Here is a 16,823-nt window from a genome sequence, read left to right on the forward strand (position 1 = left end):
GGCTCAGGCCTTGGTGGAGAACCGATAGCCGGTGCCGCGCACGGTTTGTACCAGATTTTCGTAGGCGTCGCCGAGGGCCTTGCGCAGGCGCCGGATGTGCACGTCGACGGTGCGCTCTTCAACATAGACGTTGCCGCCCCAGACCTGATCCAGCAACTGGCCACGGGTGTAGGCGCGTTCCTGGTGGGTCATGAAGAATTGCAGCAGACGGTATTCGGTCGGGCCCATCTCGGCCGGACGGCCATCAATGGTCACGCGGTGGCTGATCGGGTCGAGCAGCAGGCCGCCGACTTCGATCGGCGCTTCGCCATCGGTCGGGCCGGCGCGGCGCAGCACGGCCTTGAGGCGTGCCACCAGTTCGCGTGGGGAAAACGGTTTGGTGATGTAGTCGTCGGCGCCGACTTCCAGGCCCTGGATCTTGTTGTCTTCTTCGCCCTTGGCGGTGAGCATGATGATCGGGATGTCCCCGGTCAGCTCGTCACGCTTGAGGCGACGGGCCAGCTCGATGCCGGAGGTGCCGGGCAGCATCCAGTCGAGCAGGATCAGGTCCGGCTTGCGGTCGACGATAATGGCGTGAGCCTGCTGCGAGTTCTCTGCCTCGAGGCAGTCATAGCCGGCCATTTCCAACGCAACGGCGATCATTTCGCGAATGGGCGCTTCGTCGTCGACGATCAGAATGCTCCTGCCAACCATGCCTTAATCCTCTTGTCATTTAACTGTCTTGCGCCGCATTAGATAACGGAATTATTGCAGTCGTGTGACAGTATTTTAGTCCAGCGGCGATTGTGCAAATCCTGAACTAAGCTCTAAGTCCGAATCCTGACAACCACAAAAGAAGGTTTCCATGACTCAAATGACTGCTTCCTTTAAAGCTCTGCTGATGGCTGCTGCCGTGACTCTGCCTGGCCTTGCAATGGCGGCCGAACCGGCAATGATGAAAGACGGTATGATGGTCGATCACAAAGGCATGACCGTTTATACGTTCGACAAGGACGCTGGCGGCAAGTCGATGTGCAATGACAAGTGCGCCGACAACTGGCCTCCGATGATGGCGCCGGCCGGTGCGAAGGCGGAAGGCAAGTGGACGGTGATCAAGCGCGATGACGGCAAGATGCAGTACGCCTACGACGGCAAGCCGCTGTATACCTTCAAGATGGACGCCAAGCCGGGTGACATGATGGGCGACGGCAAGATGGATGCGTGGCACGTGGTTCACGAGCACAAGTAAGCCATCGGCTGTGAAACAGGATCGCGGCCCGCAGGCATTGCCTCGGGCCGCGATGCTTTGAGGTCAGCGCAACGCGTAATCCAGCACGATCCCGACGAAAATCGCCAGACCGGCCCAATGGTTGTGCAGGAACGCCTTGAAGCAACGCATCCGGTCCCGGTCGCGGGTGTACCAGAACTCCCACGCATAGCACCCGGCAGCCACCAGCAGGCCGAGGTGGAACCACATCCCCAGTTCGAACTTCGACCCGGCCAGCAACAGGCAGCCCAGTGACAGCGCCTGCAGGGTCAGGATGATCACCCGGTCCGCTTCGCCAAACAGGATGGCCGTGGATTTCACGCCGATCTTCAGGTCATCGTCGCGGTCGGTCATCGCGTAATAAGTGTCGTAGCCCACGGTCCACAGCAGATTGGCGATCCACAGCAGCCAGGCCGTCGCCGGCAGCTCACCGGTCTCGGCGGTGAACGCCATCGGCATGCCCCAGGAAAACGCCGCCCCCAGCACCACTTGCGGGTAATAGGTGTAGCGCTTCATGAACGGATAGGTGAACGCCAGCGCCAGACCGCCCAGCGACAGCCAGATCGTCGCGGCATTGGTGCACAGCACCAGCAGGAAGCTCACGCCCATCAGCAGGGCGAAGAACACCAGCGCCTCTTTCGAACTGATCCGTCCGGCGGCCAGCGGGCGTTCGGCGGTGCGCTTCACATGGCCGTCGACCTTGCGGTCGGCCCAGTCGTTGATGACGCAGCCGCCGGCACGGGTCAGCACCACGCCGAGGACGAAAATCACGACGTTGGCCAGCGAAGGCGAACCTTTGCCGGCAATCCACAGCGCCCAGAGCGTCGGCCACAGCAGCAGGTAAATGCCGATCGGCTTGTCCATGCGGGTCAACTGAATGAAGTCCCAGGCGCGCGGGTTCAGGCGATTCAGGGATTTGAGCAGGCTTTGATACATCAGCAGTTCTCCGGACGGGCGCGGACGGCTTCCCACAGGGTAGGCAGGAAAATCTCCGCCACCAGTACGCTCAAGGCACCACGATCGAAACGCGAACGACGACCCCACAACCCGATGGCCCGGGAATCCTCGGGCAGCCAATGTTCCGGGTAATGGCAGACTTCAATGGCGCGGCGCTGAAACGCGTGATCGCAGAACAGCAGTTCGCCCAGCGAGCGGCTGCCCAACTCATCCATATGCAACCCGTCGCCCTGCAAGGCGCCACGCGAGGCCACGCTGCGAGCGAACACCCAGGCCTCACCATGACCGCGCAGATACACCTCGCGCACCCAGCCTTCGCTGCCTTCGGCCAGGTCCAGCGCCGCGCATTCGTCGTCGCGCAGGGTCTGCCAGCCTTCGAACAGCGGCGTGACGCTGAAGCCGTCATCGGACAGGCGGGTCAGGCGGCGGGTCAGGGAGCCTTCGTCGAACAGCCAGTCGAGCGTGGACGTGTCGGGGAGGGGTGTCAGGTGGCTTTGCGGGCGCCACAGCGGGGCGTTTTTGAGTTGCACAATGAGTCATTATTGGCAGCAAATGAGGCGGCGAGCTTACCATGGCGCACCGCGAATTTGATTGATCCGGGCCGCCATTGCGCCGGACAGGCTTGCATCTGGCCGGTACCATCAGTACAAAACGCCCTGAGCCGGATGGCAGTGCTGCACCATCGACCGTCCGCGCCGGCTAAAGCCTGAATCCTGAGGAAGTACCTGAATGAAAAAGTGGCAATGTGTGGTCTGCGGCCTGATCTATAACGAAGCCGACGGCTGGCCGGATGACGGCATTGCGCCGGGCACCCTGTGGCAGGACGTGCCGGAAGACTGGCTGTGCCCGGACTGCGGCGTCGGCAAGATGGACTTCGAAATGATCGAAATCAACTGAGAAAACACTGAGGAGTAGGGCATGAGCGCACCTGTCGTAATCGTTGGCACCGGGCTTGCGGGTTACAACCTGGCCCGCGAGTTTCGCAAACTCGATGGCGAAACCCCGCTGCTGCTGATTACCGCCGATGACGGTCGTTCCTACTCCAAGCCGATGCTGTCCACCGGCTTCGGCAAGAACAAGGACGCCGACGGCCTGAGCATGGCCGAACCGGGCGCCATGGCTGAGCAACTGAAGGCCGAGATCCGCACGCACACCCGCATCAGCGGGATCGACCCCGGCCACAAGCGGCTGTGGATCGGCGAGGAAGCGGTGAGCTATCGCGACCTGATCCTCGCTTGGGGCGCCGAAACCGTGCGTGTGCCGATTGAAGGCGACGGCGGGGATCTGGTGTTCCCGATCAACGATCTCGAAGACTACGCACGTTTTCGTGCGGCGGCGGCAGGCAAGCGTCGGGTGTTGCTGCTCGGCGCCGGTCTGATCGGCTGTGAGTTCGCCAACGACCTGATCCTCGGCGGCTACGAGGTGCAACTGGTTGCGCCGTGCGAGCAGGTGATGCCGACCCTGTTGCACCCGTCCGCCGCCGCAGCGGTGCAGGCCGGGCTGGAAAGCCTTGGCGCGCGTTTCCACCTCGGCCCGGTATTGACCCGTCTGCAAAAAGTTGCCGATGGGCTGGAAGCCCACCTCTCCGACGGCCAGGTTGTCCCATGTGATGTGGTGGTGTCAGCCATTGGCCTGCGGCCACGGATCGATCTGGCAGCGGCTGCCGGCATCCAGACCAACCGCGGTGTGGTGGTCGACCGTCATCTGCAAACCTCTCACGCCAATATTTACGCCCTTGGCGACTGCGCCGAGGTCGACGGGCTGAATCTTCTGTACGTCATGCCCCTCATGAGTTGTGCGCGAGCGCTGGCACAGACCCTGGCCGGCAACCCGACCGTGGTGAACTACGGACCGATGCCGATCACCGTGAAAACCCCGGTCTGCCCGCTGGTGGTTTCGCCGCCGCCACGGGGCCGCGAAGGCGTCTGGACCATCGAAGGGCAGGGCGCCGACGTCAAGGCGCTGTGTCACGACGCGCAAGGGCAATTGCTCGGTTACGCCCTGACCGGCGCGGCGGTGATGGAAAAACTCGCGCTGAACAAACAGCTTCCGGCATTGCTGGCGTAAATACCGGTCGTTCTGTCGGAATCACCCCGCTTTTGCCCCCACAAAGGTCGCGGGGAGACTGGCGCCGCCCTTATCCGCGTGCCATTCTCACTCCCGTCTGCCGCAGAGTAGAGCCTGCGGCGCCTTGGGCGCTGTTCCAACGAGAGCAGCACGGACATAACAACAAAAAACCGACTCAAAGGGGCTTCACTAATGCGTAAACCAGAACTCGCCGCTGCAATCGCTGAAAAAGCGGATCTGACCAAAGAGCAGGCCAACCGCGTTCTCAATGCCGTCCTCGAAGAAATCACCGGCGCCCTGCACCGCAAGGACAGCGTCACGCTCGTCGGCTTCGGCACCTTCCTGCAACGCCATCGCGGTGCCCGCACCGGTAAAAACCCGCAAACCGGTGAACCCGTCAAAATCAAGGCCAGCAACACTGTTGCGTTCAAGCCGGGCAAGTCGTTGAAAGATAGCGTCAATCCGTAATCCACAGCCCGCGTAGCGGGGAGCGGAATAAAAAATGGGCATCTCGATTGCGGTCGGATGCCCATTTTTGTTGGCTGTTGACCAGCCGAGCCGGTCTTGGCAGATCGTAATGGCGTTTGTCTTGGCCGGTTACCCGTAGGTGGCCAGCACCATTCTGGCGAACTCGTTCTTGCTTGGCTGGTGTCCATAAGATTTCAGGTATTTATGCCATTCGGACTCGAGTATGGGGCTTTCGTATTCGCCCTCCGTCGCCAGATGCGTAGCTGCATCGTCTATCAAGGCCTGGGTGTAATGTTTCGAGGATTTATTTGCACTGGCCTCCGAAGTTGAAATGAATGGTCCCGCTACTGTGAGAAGCAAGCCGATACCCGTCAGCATTGAGAACTCCAGGGGACCACCGTTCACCAGGCATCCAATACCAACACAGCCTTCAGCTCGAACAGAGGTGCTGGTTGTGAGCGTCAGCATGACAACCAGAGCGCATCCAATCCCCGATATTGATTGTTTATTGTGTTTACCGCTCATGATGCTTTTAACGCTCCCTTTTATTACTTGCGGATCCCTTTGTGCAGCGATTGCAAACGGCGAGTGACTGGAGGGGGGATGCCTTACCAGCTTTCGTACGGGATACCGTATTTTTCGATGTAGGCCTTGGATTCTTCATAGAGCTCCCTGTGCCTTCCGTTGGATTTGCCATCGTAGGGGCCTTTGGGATAGACCTTGCCCTGGACCCGCATGACCTCGGTCGACAAAAGACACTGGCCGCCAAGCCAGACCTTGGTGATGCCGCCTGGCGCGAGGCCGATGACCATCATATTTCGGTAATCCGTGATCCATTTGCCGTCTGCCCTACAGAAAGCTCTCTCACCCTTGAGCATTGTCTGGCGCACTGAATCCGGGATTTTTATGAAGGCTCTGTAAGTTTGTGGTTCGGCCATGGACTGCCAGCGGACGTAAACCAGATAGGGCAGCGCGGCCCCCGTGACACGTCGACCTTTGCCTACCGGATGTTCTGGCCATCCTGGTGCCTGCCCACGAAAAGTGGTGGGTACGCCTTTGCTGTGCGGTCGAGGATAGACAAACGCTGGAACTCCCCAGGCTGCCTCCAAAAATACGCGTTTGTTTACGTCCACGACATCGGCAGTTTCGATCCAGGCCTCCATGTAGTCGGGTGTGAAGAACCTGAGCATCCAGCCGTCATAAGGCAGTGAACTTGTGCCACTGGATGTGCAGCCGCCCAGCAAGACAACCAATATCCATGTGAAGCCCATCTTGAGCATGTAAGAGTTCTCACGCATTGGGGTGCACCACGCGAATAGACTTTTCGGCAGGACGATTGATAAACAGGATGCTCAATTCGGTTTCGTTCAAACCCTTCGCAGCATTCCAGTTGGATGACAGATGGATGTAGCGTTGAGCGAGTACCGCATGCTCGTTCAGGCCAAGGCCGGTATTGCGGGTTTCGCCCAGTGCATAAGCCATCAATTTTTGGGCAATACCCATGAGCTCTTCTGGTAACGCGTAACTCTGAGTTTCTTCGTTAATCGTTTCGAACTCGACACCGTTCCGGGTCGCCAACTCCCGCATGATTCGCAGGTAAATCAGGGACAGATCATTGCGCACGATGCGTTCGCAATAGACTGCCGCATACACATTTTTTGATTTTCGCCTGTCGCCCTTGACGTTACTGACCGTTTCCACTGCCCAGGTTTTCACTTGAAGGGGTAGCCCATAAAGCCGCAATTGGTCCTGAAGCCGACGGAGTTCCTGTTCAGCCAATCGATAAGCATTGGTTGCCGACGAAGGGGTATTAAAATCCACATCGCGGCTGCAGCGCGGCTTGCCAAGCAGTACCCGTTCGACGAAACCCGGCAGATATCCGCCTCCCAGGTCAGCGTGAACGCCTGGCAACACAATGTCGGCATTGCCGGCGCTGTTGAGCGAAAAGTTGTGGCGACGCTCGTCCTGGGCAACCAGATGCACGATTTTCTTCGCCATGCCGGGCGCCAGATACAGGTTGATGCCGGGGTTGTTGGCGTCATGAGCGCTGAAATCGCCGTCAGCCATACTGCTTACGGCGGCAACCGTGTCGAAGATGCCGATAAAGTTGATGCTGGAATCGCTGTTGGCGCGCCAGGAGAAACCCTCAAGAAATAGCGGAGAGTCTGCCGGGATGAGACGGGCCAATGGGCTTTGCTCGCCTTTTAACACTTCATTTGCAAAGTGCCTCGCCGCTGCGGCGCCGCGGCTGAAGCCGAAGATGTCGAATTGAACTGCCTTAATCTTGCGGGTCGGGTTCGCCAACTCGAAAAGGCGAATCCCATCTAGGATACGAGCCGGGCTTTGTTGAACTTTCGCCACTATTCCTTGTGCACCTGTGCCGGTTATTTGCGAAAGGGTCGAGTCACCTTCATGCCTGCTGGTGCCGATGCCATCAAGGTAGATCGGGATGTACCCGATAGTTTCGTCCTCACTCAGTTGCCGAACTTGGTCATCTCTATACAACCCAAACAATTTCGCCACATTGCTGGTGTCATTCCCATAGCTGTTATCCGGCGCATTGCCCTTCGCGTCATATCCGTTCATTTGGCAGAACTTTTGAATGTCCTCAGCTTCTTTTTCCAGATTTACATCTCGTGCATGACAGCCCTTTACGTGTTCGCTGTTAAACAGGTTGTTCGCCGTCCCATCGAAAAACACGCCAATCCTCAACGTAATCCCGGCAGGCGTTTCATCCTCCAGCTCGACTTCTTCTTCCTCTTCTTCGAGCTCGCTTTCCTCTGGGGAGGGTTGCGAGGCGTTCGTCTGTCCCGCTGCCGGATTACCCGTGGCCTGCGACGCAAAACGCTTGGCAGATTCATCCCTGGATACCTCGTCGCCCATGACAATCTCGGTACTGCTGAAGATCCCGCCCTCGTCGATCACGATGTGATGACCGCCCGCTTTCAGCGTGATGCTGGCGCCCGCATCCAGCACCACATTGGCACCGGCCTTGATCTGCACGTGCTGTCCCGCCTCGGCGGCAAGGACCTTGCCGACAGATGTCTGGCTGCTGCCCTGGATGCTTTCCCGTCGATCGCGTCCGACTTCCAGTCGACTGTCATGGAGGATCTGCCGCTCCATGTCGCGTTGGGCGCGCAGGTAAACCAGTTCCTGGCCGGCACGGTCTTCTAGCGTCAGTTCGTTGTAGCCGCCGGTGTCGGGTGAGCTGCGACTGCGCAGCACGGTGCGGGTCTTGTGCTCGGGCAATCTGTAAGGCGCGGGCGTGAGTTTGTTGATCACGCAACCGGTAATCAGTGGTTGATCGGGGTCGCCCTCCAGAAAGGTCACCACGACTTCCATTCCGATGCGGGGAAGGGCCATTGCGCCAAAACCGTTTCCGGCCCAGTTCGACGACACTCGTACCCAGCAACTGCTGCGTTCGCTGTTCAGCTCGGCCCGGTCCCAGTGGAATTCGATCTTCACGCGACCGAACTCATCGCAGTAGATCTCTTCACCTTTTGGCCCGGTTACCCGAGCCGTCTGGCTCACCAACGGTGGCCGGCGCGCAGGCAGTTGAGGGCGGAAAACCACTTCGGCAGGTATGGCGCGGAAGCTGTTGCGATATCCCTGGGTAAAACCGTCTGCAGTAGTGGATTCGTTTGTAGCGTGCTCCTCCAGAACTTGAGGTTGTCGCCCGGTGTGCGTGACTTCGAGTAATTGCCACAGCCCGTTGCATTGCTTGCGGGGATGTTCGGTCAATTCGAACAGGTGGCCACAGCGCAGGGTTGGCTGGTTGCTCTGACCCTCGGCCGTTTCATAATCGGCGCGATGGCGTTCCAGGGCCTGACGGGCAAGTTGTTTGCCGCGTTTTTCGTTCTCCATCGCCAGCGGATAGCGATAGTCCTCAAGTCCGGGTGTGAAATCGGCGACAAATCGGCTTTCAAGCAACAGGTGCGGGCGCTTCAGGTCGTAGTCCCGACGGGTGACGCGGCTGGTACGTGTTCGGGCGTGCCAGGAAAACCGGTGGACCACCGGGTGCTCCGCCACCATCGCGCTGTCGTGCCGGTAGGTTGTTGCGTGCAATGTCGGCAGGAACACCGTGTCATCGGTGAACACCAGCAAGTGCCTCTCCACCGAGTGCTGGTGATGCCATGCGATGCCGTCTTCGGCGCACAGGCGCTGGATGAACTCGAAATCGCTTTCACCGTACTGGGTGCAGTACGCGCGTGGTGGCAAGGTCTGGACATGGAACCTGAATGCATCGGCAAGGATGCCGTGACGTTTGAGCACTTGGGTGATGATTTGCGGGACAGTCTGGTTCTGGAAAATCTGTTGATCGCGACTGAACTGCAAATAGTGGAGGACTGGAACCAGTGTCAGGCCATAGTGCGACAGGCGCTTTCCCGACTCGCCGGCCTGTACATCCTCGATGCACCCGTGAATGCCTTCGCCATCCAGTCCGAAGCGCAGGAACGCCGGCTGACCAAGCAAAGGTTCCATGTCGAAATCAGGAACCTCGCAGACCAGTTCTACCTTGACGGCATAAAGCGTGCTGACGGCCTCGGAACCCTCGAAAGCCAACACCTTGAAGTCGTTGCGAACGGCGGGAATCTGCAGCGTAAGGCGCGCAGAACTGACAGCTCCAGACATACGCTTGTCCTTAAGCAGAGAGGGAAATTTGGCGTGATGTCGAAACCCTCCCTGGTCAGCGCACGCGAACATTCCCCGGCACGCTAACAAGGCGTGAAACAAATTTATGTAAGAAGAGTCCCTGGTTTAAGTCGGAACATTCCGCGTTGTAAAACAGCGCCAGGGTTGTGGGAAATGCCTGTGGGAAAGTGATTCAAGGCGATAAGGAAACCCTGCGATAGTCCTGTCTGTGCAGGTATTCCAACAATATCCAACATATGAATTGCCATCAATTTGATGGCACTTTTATTGTTTGCAGTTGTCGCCAGCCATTTGTTAATAGATGAGCGTGTATTTTCGGAAGCGTCCTACTTCAAATTTTTTCCGTTTTTGTCATGCTTTCATCCGTATTTATGGAACGGCCGTGCCACCACTGTTGCTGGCTTTCACTGGGCGCTCTAGATCAATGCTTACGGGGCAGCAGGCCGAAAATGTGAAATATAAACCGATATCAGGGAAACCCCTGCGACATATAGGGCGATCTCCTACACACCCCAATGAACAGTTCGTCTTGTTGTTTAATCGGATGCTTGCTAGTGGCCATCATTGTGATTACGATGCGCGCACTTGAAAGAGCACACACTCAATTGGATGAGTCTCCCCAATGCTCTTCGATACTGTCCCCGCGCCGCTGCAACTCCAATAGGCGCACGACCGTAATCCAAATAAAGGCCATGGATGTCCTACTCAAGCAAACTTTCCGCCCATTACCTCGAACTCGCTAAAGTCTCTGTTTCCAAAGAGAATTTTGCGGGCGAAGACGTTCGTTTCTCGAGCGAATTCGAGGCGTTGGAAAGCGAGCTGGCCAAAGCCTCGTCGATGCACGAAAGCGGGCAGGTCGACTGGCTGAAAATCCGCGAAAACAGCGAAAACCTGCTGCGTACCCAATCCAAGGATCTGCGGGTCGGCGCCTGGCTGACCTGGTCGCTCTACCAGCGTGAATCCTTCCCCGGGCTGCTCGCCGGCCTCGGTTTGCTGCACCACTTGTCGGAAAATAACTGGGCCGACGTTCACCCGCTCAAGCCCCGTACCCGGGCCGCCGCCATCGGCTGGCTGGTGCCGCGTCTGGAGCAGGTGATCACCGAGAACATCGCGATCAAGGAACAGCTGCCGATGTTCCGGCAGTTGTCCGAGCACCTGTCCGGTCTCGACGCGGCCTGCACCGAGCATCTGGGGGACGATGCGCCGCTGTTGCTGCCGCTCTCCCGCCGCCTGAAAACCATGATCCAGCGCGCCGCCGACAACCAGCCGGCCCCCGGCGTGGTGGGCGCGGCGGTGGCTCAGGTCAAGCAGGCTGCCAGCCAGTTGCTGGCGCCGGGCGCACCCATCGACAACGAGAAAGAAGCCCACAAGGCCCTCCGCGCCCAGCAGGAAAGCGCCCGCCCGTTGTGCGCCTGGTGGCTCAAGCAGAAGGCCACCGACCTGCGCGCCCTGCGCCTCAACCGCACTTTGCTGTGGATGACCATCGACGCAGTGCCCGAGCGAAACGCCGAGCAGATCACCGTGCTGCGCGGGCTTCCGGTCGACAAACTCAAGCAGTATCAGGACCGTTTCGATCAGGGCAAATACGCCGACCTGCTGGTGGAACTGGAGGCGAGCCTGGCGAAGGCGCCGTTCTGGTTCGATGGCCAGAGGATGGTCTGGGAATGCCTCCAGAACCTCAACGCCGAGCTGGCCATGCGCGAAGTGGAAATCCACTTCGCGCTTTTGATTCAGCGCCTGCCCGGCATCATTGAGCTGCGTTTCCATGACGGCGCGCCGTTTGCCGATCCGTCCACCCGCGCGTGGATCGCCGGCAACGTGATGCCGCACCTGCAAAGCGCCAGCGCGCCGCGCAAGGCCGAAACCGAGAACGCCGAAACCCAGCCGGCCTGGGAAAAGGCCCTGGAAGAAGTCCAGCCGATCCTGCGCAAGGAAGGCCTCAAGCCAGCGGTGCAGATCCTCAAGCAAGGATTGCAGTCCGCCCATGGCGGCCGCGAACGCTTCTTCTGGCAGTTCGCCCTCGCGCGGCTGTGCTTCCTGGCCAAGAAATACGAACTCGCCAAGAACCAGCTCGAAACCCTCGATCAGACATTACAGGACTCAGGCCTGCACGCCTGGGAGCCCGATCTTGCATTGGAAGTGCTGCACCTGCTGCACAGTTGCTGCGAGTTGCTGCCGCAGAACCATGCCGTACGTGAACGCAAGGAAGAGATTTATCGCAGGCTGTGCCACCTCGACCTCGAAGTGGTACTCGAATAGGCCCCAGGGCCACAACCGCAAGGAGAAAAGCCATGGCCAAAGAAGGCTCGGTAGCCCCCAAGGAACGCATCAACGTCACCTTCAAACCCGCCACCGGCGGTGCTCAGGAAGAGATTGAACTGCCGCTGAAGCTGCTGGCAATCGGTGACTACACCCACCGCAAGGACGATCGCAAGATCGAGGATCGCAAGCCGATCAGCATCGACAAGATGACCTTCGACGAAGTGCTGGCCAAGCAAGAGCTGGGTCTGACGCTGAGCGTGCCGAACCGTCTGCAGGAAGATGGCGAGGCCGACGAGCTGGCCGTGCAACTGCGCGTCAACTCCATGAAGGACTTCAACCCGGCCAGCCTGGTCGAGCAAGTGCCTGAGCTGAAAAAACTGATGGAACTGCGCGATGCGCTGGTGGCCCTCAAAGGCCCGCTGGGTAACGCACCTGCGTTCCGTAAAGCCATCGAAGGCGTGCTCGCCGACGACGAATCCCGCGGTCGCGTACTCGGTGAGCTGGGCCTGAACGCCGCAGCCCCGGACGCCTGAGCCCACAGCAGCCAAGGAAGCCAACACAATGAGCACTAGCGCAGCACAACAGAACGCCGCCGAAAACGGCGAATACAGCATCCTCGACAGCATCATCGCCGAAACCCGCCTGACGCCGGACGACGAAGCCTACGACATCGCCAAGCGCGGTGTGTCGGCGTTCATCGAAGAGCTGCTCAAGCCGCAGAACAACGGTGAGCCGGTCAAGAAAGCCATGGTTGACCGCATGATCGCCGAGATCGATGCCAAGCTCAGCCGTCAGATGGACGAGATCCTGCACCACCCGGACTTCCAGGCGCTGGAATCGTCGTGGCGTGGCCTGCAACTGCTGGTCGACCGCACCAACTTCCGCGAAAACATCAAGATCGAAATCCTCAACGTCTCCAAGGATGACCTGCTGGACGACTTCGAAGATTCGCCGGAAGTGATGCAGTCGGGCCTGTACAAGCACATCTACACCGCTGAATACGGCCAGTTCGGTGGTCAGCCGGTTGGCGCGATCATCGCCAACTACTACCTGTCCCCAAGCTCGCCGGACGTGAAACTGATGCAGTACGTGGCCAGCGTATCCTGCATGTCCCACGCGCCGTTCATCGCCGCTGCCGGCCCGAAATTCTTCGGTCTGGAAAGCTTCACCGGCCTGCCGGACCTGAAGGATCTGAAAGATCACTTCGAAGGCCCGCAATTCACCAAATGGCAGAGCTTCCGTACCTCGGAAGACTCCCGCTACGTTGGCCTGACCGTTCCGCGTTTCCTGTTGCGTAACCCGTACGATCCGGAAGAGAACCCGGTCAAATCGTTCGTGTACAAGGAAAACGTTGCCAACAGCCACGAGCACTACCTGTGGGGCAACACCGCTTACGCGTTCGGCACCAAGCTGACCGACAGCTTCGCCAAGTTCCGCTGGTGCCCGAACATCATCGGCCCACAGAGCGGCGGCGCCGTTGAAGATCTGCCTCTGCACCACTTCGAAAGCATGGGCGAAATCGAAACCAAGATTCCTACCGAGGTTCTGGTTTCCGACCGTCGTGAATACGAACTGGCCGAGGAAGGCTTCATCTCCCTGACCATGCGTAAAGGCTCCGACAACGCGGCGTTCTTCTCCGCAAGCTCCGTGCAGAAGCCGAAGTTCTTCGGCATCAGCGCAGAAGGCAAGGCTGCAGAGCTGAACTACAAGCTCGGCACCCAACTGCCGTACATGATGATCGTCAACCGCCTGGCTCACTACCTGAAAGTGCTGCAGCGCGAGCAACTCGGTTCGTGGAAAGAGCGTACCGACCTCGAGCTGGAACTGAACAAGTGGATCCGCCAGTACGTGGCCGACCAGGAAAACCCGAGCGCCGAAGTACGTGGCCGTCGTCCGCTGCGCGCTGCGCAAGTGATCGTCAGCGACGTTGAAGGCGAGCCGGGCTGGTACCGCGTCAGCCTGAACGTGCGTCCGCACTTCAAGTACATGGGTGCCGATTTCACCCTGTCGCTGGTTGGCAAGCTGGACAAAGAGTAAGAGCGACTCATGGACGGATACGGCAGCCTTTTCGAACGCCTCAACGGCGATGCGGAACTACGCAAGGGCAAGAGCCTCGAGGCTTCTGCCATGGCGTCGGTGGCTGCCCATCTGGCCAAAATGCTCAGCACCCGGGCCGGCAGCGTGCAAACGCTGTCCGACTACGGGTTGCCCGATCTCAATGACATGCGCCTGAGCCTGCACGACTCCCTGAGTCAGGCCCGCCTGGCCATCGAAAGCTTCATCGAAGCCTACGAACCGCGCCTGAGCAACGTGCGTGTCATTTCCCTGCCGCGAGACCACGACCAGCTCCGCCTGGCCTTCAGCATCGAAGGCCTGCTGGAAGTCGAGGGCTTCAAGCGTCAGGTCAGTTTCGCCGCGCGCCTGGATGGCAGCGGTCAAGTGAAGGTCACCTAAGGAGACCCCCGATGTCTGGCAAACCCGCAGCACGCGTATCCGACCCCACCGCTTGCCCGCTCCCCGGCCACGGCACCAACCCGATTGCCGCCGGTTCCGGCGACGTGTTCTTTGACGGCCTCGCGGCCGCCCGCCAGGGCGATGCTTCGGCGTGTGGTGGTGCGTTGGTCGGCGATCTGGCGACGACGGTTCTGATCAATGGCAAGCCGGCTGCCACCGTTGGTTCGGTTGGTTCTCACGGCAATAAAGTCACGGCTGGATCCGGGACGGTGATTATCGGCAATTCGCATTCGCCGGCACCGTTTGTGCCGCCGTTGCCGGTTGAACTCAAATGGCCATTTAACGAGCACTTCGTGATCAATTGCGAAGAGACAGGCAAGCCGTTAGCCGGGGTGGAATACACACTTAAAACAGCTTCGGGGAAAATCATAAACGGTGTGACAGGTGCCGACGGGAAAACTCAAAAAGTGTTTTCCGTTACCGCAGAAGCAGTTGAATTGATCATACAGCCACAGAGTAGGATTATTCTCGCTTAGTTGTTGAGCTTTAAAGCTGGCGAGGATTGCGTGAAGTGATATCAGAGGGATATGAATATGGCTGCAACGACAGTAGCAACGACAATGACTCCGGCGAGTAACAAGTCCGGCCAGACTGCTACTGCACGTCAGTTCAATATTACTGATATTCCGAACACGATGAGAAAACTCAAATGGCCTGTTGCAGCGGATCTGATGGTCCATTGGTTCAATGGCAAACCATGGCCAAACGAAAGTGGTGGGATGGATGATGCTGTCAAAAGGCATGAAACTTTTGCACCGGCAGAATACATCGAAGAGTCCATAGTGAAAATGAGTTGGGTCCTTGGGTTTGAGCGTGCAAATGCCGCATTCAAACAACTCAAGGCAAATTGGAATAGTCCCCTTGGGACCGATCTGATAAAGAAGAGATTGCGCAAGGCTTTTTCCAATAGTGCTCCCGGCTGTTATCCACTGGCTTTTAATGGGGTGGCCAGTGCTGCTGAAAAATTTGGTTACTCCAACAATAAAGTTGTCGAGTTCGAGCAGACCGGGGCTGATGACGTAAACGAGCTTCGAGCAGCACTCGCTAACTTCAATTTGCGTGTCATTGCCGAAGGCTCAGTAGTCGTGACGGGCAAGAGCATTGTATTTACGCCATCAAAAATTGGTTTCTATATTGAAGATGCTTACGACTTTAATGATGGCATTGCTCTTTTTAGTCAGGTTCTAGGCTACTGGAACTTTGATAAATTGATTACTGATCCCGCCGTCGGTTTTAAAACAAACGCCAAGCTGGCTGCCGAAATGAATTCTGTGGTGGCCGAGTCCACGTACAAGCAGGTCACGGGGCAGCAGTCCCCTCAGCAAAAAGAAGAAGCCATACGTCGTTATAGAGAACTGGAAGGCAAGCATTACATGCTTGTTCAAAATAGTGATTTTCGTGATTATCGGGATCAAAATAAAAAAGGCGGAGACTTTCGCGTTTATTCGGACATCTTGTACGAAAGTGTATCAGTCGCGCCTATTGAGGTCCTTTTAAAATGAATTCATGGCGTAAGGCTTTTATAATTTTTGCAGCGCTTTTTGCCAGTTTGGCAATTGCTGTTGCCTTTGTTGTAAATGGTGTTTTGAGTCGTGCATCTGATGTCTCGAAAAAAAGTCCGTCCGGACAGTACCTTATAGAGTCTGTTCCTGCGGGTTCGATTTTAACTCCGAGAGATTCAGTTTATTTGCGTTTCACAGACTTGAATGACCCTGGTCGTGTTTATCGTACTCCTCTGTTTTCAGATGTTTCGTTGGATATGAGTGCGGATGAGGATGAAGAAACTGTGGGCGTTATCTTCATTGCGTTCAGCAAGAGAAGTAAGCAGTTCACGCTGGCATTGTCCAATCCACGAAAACACTGGATGGATTTCTTCATTAGCAATACCCCTTACAAGGTTTTGGAAAATTGAAGGTTGGTTTTTAACAGTATGGCGATGTCAGCTGAAAACGTGAGCGAGCGGTAATCATGAGTGCGATGGGCATGCAGGGGTATCTGGCCGGAGTGGCTGACAGCGATTTGTTCGGCTGTCTGGCATTCCTGAGCCTGATTCTGTGCTTAACAGCATTGAGTCGGCGTGCCCGCCAGTCGAGCTGGCATCGTTTTCTGACCTACTTCGTCCTGGCATCTGTCGTCGCAATTCATGGTGCAGGCACTTGGTTCGGGAATGTGAAGCCAGCATGAACATCTACGCCCGCGTTGCCATGAACCTGGCTCTCCATGCTGTTGGATGCATTGCATACGTTTTCCTGAACGACGCAGTGGTCGTTGCCTACAAAGCATTCAATGGCGGCTTTACCACCCGTGGTGTGGGCATCGGCATCGCTCATTACATGTTCATTTATATTTTTTTTGCGGTGAACGCACTGGCCGCACTTTTCCCGAACCTATGGGCAAAACTCGTTTTGCTCGTGCTGATGGTCGCCTGGATTCTATTCATGATGGTACCCGCCAACCCGCTGCGGGCGCTGTTCTACACCGTGGCCCAAGGTGGCGTCACGTTGCTGGCGATCCTGGCCACGCAGGTCATTGAACTGCGCCTGGAAAAGCGCGCGTTAATGCGCCAGACATCGACTGTAAGTGCTACGCAAGAGGTGGCCGCATGATCAGTTCAGGTCGCCGTCTGGCGCTACTTACGGCCCTATGGCTGTTTGTG

19 protein-coding genes are annotated in these 16,823 nt (G+C 57.7%); 13 read left to right on the forward strand and 6 right to left on the reverse strand.

All coding sequences use genetic code 11. The features are described from left to right. Positions 1-3: 3 nt before the first annotated feature. Entirely contained in the window at positions 4-693 is a 690-nt protein-coding gene (gene phoB, locus M5B44_RS21025; protein WP_003229608.1) for a phosphate regulon transcriptional regulator PhoB, read from the reverse strand. A 151-nt stretch (positions 694-844) separates the two neighbouring features. Here phoB and M5B44_RS21030 point away from each other — a divergent pair, with 151 nt between their 5' ends. Further along, positions 845-1,228, forward strand: a complete 384-nt coding sequence (locus M5B44_RS21030; RefSeq protein ID WP_085708820.1) for a hypothetical protein — start codon at positions 845-847, stop codon at positions 1,226-1,228. 63 nt (positions 1,229-1,291) lie between these two features. Here the strand turns inward: M5B44_RS21030 and ubiA are convergent, their stop codons facing one another. Continuing rightward, positions 1,292-2,182 carry a 4-hydroxybenzoate octaprenyltransferase gene (ubiA, locus tag M5B44_RS21035; RefSeq protein ID WP_192552596.1) on the reverse strand — a complete coding sequence of 297 codons (891 nt, stop codon included), beginning with the start codon at positions 2,180-2,182 and terminating at the stop codon, positions 1,292-1,294. Then, the gene (locus M5B44_RS21040) at positions 2,182-2,733 is read right to left on the reverse strand and encodes a chorismate--pyruvate lyase family protein (RefSeq protein WP_248740374.1); all 552 of its coding nucleotides are present in this window, start codon (positions 2,731-2,733) and stop codon (positions 2,182-2,184) included. Before M5B44_RS21040 ends, ubiA begins: the two co-directional genes overlap by 1 nt. 199 nt (positions 2,734-2,932) lie before the next feature. Between M5B44_RS21040 and M5B44_RS21045 the strand changes: the two genes are divergently transcribed. The 3 genes from M5B44_RS21045 (at position 2,933) to M5B44_RS21055 (ending at position 4,738) form a co-directional block, all read left to right on the forward strand. Beyond that, positions 2,933-3,100, forward strand: coding sequence for a rubredoxin (locus M5B44_RS21045; protein WP_007954349.1), 168 nt, complete (start codon positions 2,933-2,935; stop codon positions 3,098-3,100). Between the two features lie 21 nt (positions 3,101-3,121). Then, positions 3,122-4,270, forward strand: coding sequence for an NAD(P)/FAD-dependent oxidoreductase (locus M5B44_RS21050; protein WP_248740375.1), 1,149 nt, complete (start codon positions 3,122-3,124; stop codon positions 4,268-4,270). Between the two features lie 192 nt (positions 4,271-4,462). Beyond that, on the forward strand, positions 4,463-4,738 hold the full coding sequence (locus M5B44_RS21055; protein WP_003213368.1) for an HU family DNA-binding protein: 276 nt from the start codon (positions 4,463-4,465) through the stop codon (positions 4,736-4,738). Positions 4,739-4,867: 129 nt separating this feature from the next. Here the strand turns inward: M5B44_RS21055 and M5B44_RS21060 are convergent, their stop codons facing one another. The 3 genes from M5B44_RS21060 to tssI all read right to left on the reverse strand — a co-directional run bounded on the left by M5B44_RS21060 (position 4,868) and on the right by tssI (position 9,370). Next, the gene (locus M5B44_RS21060; RefSeq protein ID WP_248740376.1) at positions 4,868-5,263 is read right to left on the reverse strand and encodes a hypothetical protein; all 396 of its coding nucleotides are present in this window, start codon (positions 5,261-5,263) and stop codon (positions 4,868-4,870) included. A gap of 83 nt (positions 5,264-5,346) precedes the next feature. After that, positions 5,347-6,036: a DUF2931 family protein gene (locus M5B44_RS21065; protein WP_248740377.1), complete on the reverse strand. Its 690-nt coding sequence runs from the start codon at positions 6,034-6,036 to the stop codon at positions 5,347-5,349. Beyond that, positions 6,029-9,370 carry a type VI secretion system tip protein TssI/VgrG gene (gene tssI, locus M5B44_RS21070; RefSeq protein ID WP_248740378.1) on the reverse strand — a complete coding sequence of 1,114 codons (3,342 nt, stop codon included), beginning with the start codon at positions 9,368-9,370 and terminating at the stop codon, positions 6,029-6,031. The genes M5B44_RS21065 and tssI overlap by 8 nt, the downstream gene beginning before the upstream one ends. A 717-nt stretch (positions 9,371-10,087) precedes the next feature. Here tssI and tssA point away from each other — a divergent pair. From tssA to M5B44_RS21115, 9 genes are read left to right on the forward strand one after another with little or no spacing between them, the layout of a single operon-like run. Then, positions 10,088-11,650 (forward strand): type VI secretion system protein TssA, encoded by a 1,563-nt coding sequence (gene tssA / locus M5B44_RS21075; protein WP_248740379.1) that lies wholly within the window; start codon positions 10,088-10,090, stop codon positions 11,648-11,650. 32 nt (positions 11,651-11,682) lie between these two features. Beyond that, on the forward strand, positions 11,683-12,186 hold the full coding sequence (gene tssB / locus M5B44_RS21080; protein WP_003229587.1) for a type VI secretion system contractile sheath small subunit: 504 nt from the start codon (positions 11,683-11,685) through the stop codon (positions 12,184-12,186). Positions 12,187-12,214: 28 nt separating this feature from the next. Further along, a complete protein-coding gene (gene tssC, locus M5B44_RS21085) occupies positions 12,215-13,690 on the forward strand; it encodes a type VI secretion system contractile sheath large subunit (RefSeq protein WP_085708829.1) in 1,476 nt (491 codons plus the stop codon). 9 nt (positions 13,691-13,699) lie between these two features. Next, complete coding sequence (gene tssE / locus M5B44_RS21090) at positions 13,700-14,107, forward strand: type VI secretion system baseplate subunit TssE (RefSeq protein ID WP_102688426.1); 408 nt, start codon at positions 13,700-13,702, stop codon at positions 14,105-14,107. An 11-nt stretch (positions 14,108-14,118) separates the two neighbouring features. After that, positions 14,119-14,643, forward strand: a complete 525-nt coding sequence (locus M5B44_RS21095; RefSeq protein WP_248740380.1) for a PAAR domain-containing protein — start codon at positions 14,119-14,121, stop codon at positions 14,641-14,643. A gap of 57 nt (positions 14,644-14,700) precedes the next feature. Next, a complete protein-coding gene (locus tag M5B44_RS21100; protein ID WP_248740381.1) occupies positions 14,701-15,669 on the forward strand; it encodes a DUF6402 family protein in 969 nt (322 codons plus the stop codon). Further along, on the forward strand, positions 15,666-16,079 hold the full coding sequence (locus M5B44_RS21105; RefSeq protein WP_248740382.1) for a hypothetical protein: 414 nt from the start codon (positions 15,666-15,668) through the stop codon (positions 16,077-16,079). The genes M5B44_RS21100 and M5B44_RS21105 overlap by 4 nt, the downstream gene beginning before the upstream one ends. Positions 16,080-16,135: 56 nt before the next feature. Then, the gene (locus tag M5B44_RS21110) at positions 16,136-16,351 is read left to right on the forward strand and encodes a hypothetical protein (RefSeq protein ID WP_248740383.1); all 216 of its coding nucleotides are present in this window, start codon (positions 16,136-16,138) and stop codon (positions 16,349-16,351) included. Beyond that, positions 16,348-16,773, forward strand: a complete 426-nt coding sequence (locus tag M5B44_RS21115) for a hypothetical protein (protein ID WP_248740384.1) — start codon at positions 16,348-16,350, stop codon at positions 16,771-16,773. The genes M5B44_RS21110 and M5B44_RS21115 overlap by 4 nt, the downstream gene beginning before the upstream one ends. Positions 16,774-16,823 lie beyond the last annotated feature (50 nt).

Origin of the sequence: Pseudomonas sp. MWU12-2029 (assembly GCF_023242425.1) — a bacterium.
GTDB lineage: Bacteria > Pseudomonadota > Gammaproteobacteria > Pseudomonadales > Pseudomonadaceae > Aquipseudomonas > Aquipseudomonas kribbensis.

Bases quoted from the DNA above. Each gene is read 5' to 3' on its own strand.
- M5B44_RS21115 (WP_248740384.1), top strand. From the start codon at position 16,348: ATGAACATCTACGCCCGCGTTGCCATGAACCTGGCTCTCCATGCTGTT.
- tssA (WP_248740379.1), top strand. From the start codon at position 10,088: ATGTCCTACTCAAGCAAACTTTCCGCCCATTACCTCGAACTCGCTAAA.
- M5B44_RS21105 (WP_248740382.1), top strand. From the start codon at position 15,666: ATGAATTCATGGCGTAAGGCTTTTATAATTTTTGCAGCGCTTTTTGCC.
- tssC (WP_085708829.1), top strand. From the start codon at position 12,215: ATGAGCACTAGCGCAGCACAACAGAACGCCGCCGAAAACGGCGAATAC.
- M5B44_RS21110 (WP_248740383.1), top strand. From the start codon at position 16,136: ATGAGTGCGATGGGCATGCAGGGGTATCTGGCCGGAGTGGCTGACAGC.
- M5B44_RS21030 (WP_085708820.1), top strand. From the start codon at position 845: ATGACTCAAATGACTGCTTCCTTTAAAGCTCTGCTGATGGCTGCTGCC.
- tssB (WP_003229587.1), top strand. From the start codon at position 11,683: ATGGCCAAAGAAGGCTCGGTAGCCCCCAAGGAACGCATCAACGTCACC.
- M5B44_RS21100 (WP_248740381.1), top strand. From the start codon at position 14,701: ATGGCTGCAACGACAGTAGCAACGACAATGACTCCGGCGAGTAACAAG.
- M5B44_RS21050 (WP_248740375.1), top strand. From the start codon at position 3,122: ATGAGCGCACCTGTCGTAATCGTTGGCACCGGGCTTGCGGGTTACAAC.
- M5B44_RS21045 (WP_007954349.1), top strand. From the start codon at position 2,933: ATGAAAAAGTGGCAATGTGTGGTCTGCGGCCTGATCTATAACGAAGCC.
- tssE (WP_102688426.1), top strand. From the start codon at position 13,700: ATGGACGGATACGGCAGCCTTTTCGAACGCCTCAACGGCGATGCGGAA.
- M5B44_RS21055 (WP_003213368.1), top strand. From the start codon at position 4,463: ATGCGTAAACCAGAACTCGCCGCTGCAATCGCTGAAAAAGCGGATCTG.
- M5B44_RS21095 (WP_248740380.1), top strand. From the start codon at position 14,119: ATGTCTGGCAAACCCGCAGCACGCGTATCCGACCCCACCGCTTGCCCG.
- M5B44_RS21060 (WP_248740376.1), bottom strand. From the start codon at position 5,263: ATGAGCGGTAAACACAATAAACAATCAATATCGGGGATTGGATGCGCT.
- ubiA (WP_192552596.1), bottom strand. From the start codon at position 2,182: ATGTATCAAAGCCTGCTCAAATCCCTGAATCGCCTGAACCCGCGCGCC.
- phoB (WP_003229608.1), bottom strand. From the start codon at position 693: ATGGTTGGCAGGAGCATTCTGATCGTCGACGACGAAGCGCCCATTCGC.
- tssI (WP_248740378.1), bottom strand. From the start codon at position 9,370: ATGTCTGGAGCTGTCAGTTCTGCGCGCCTTACGCTGCAGATTCCCGCC.
- M5B44_RS21065 (WP_248740377.1), bottom strand. From the start codon at position 6,036: ATGCGTGAGAACTCTTACATGCTCAAGATGGGCTTCACATGGATATTG.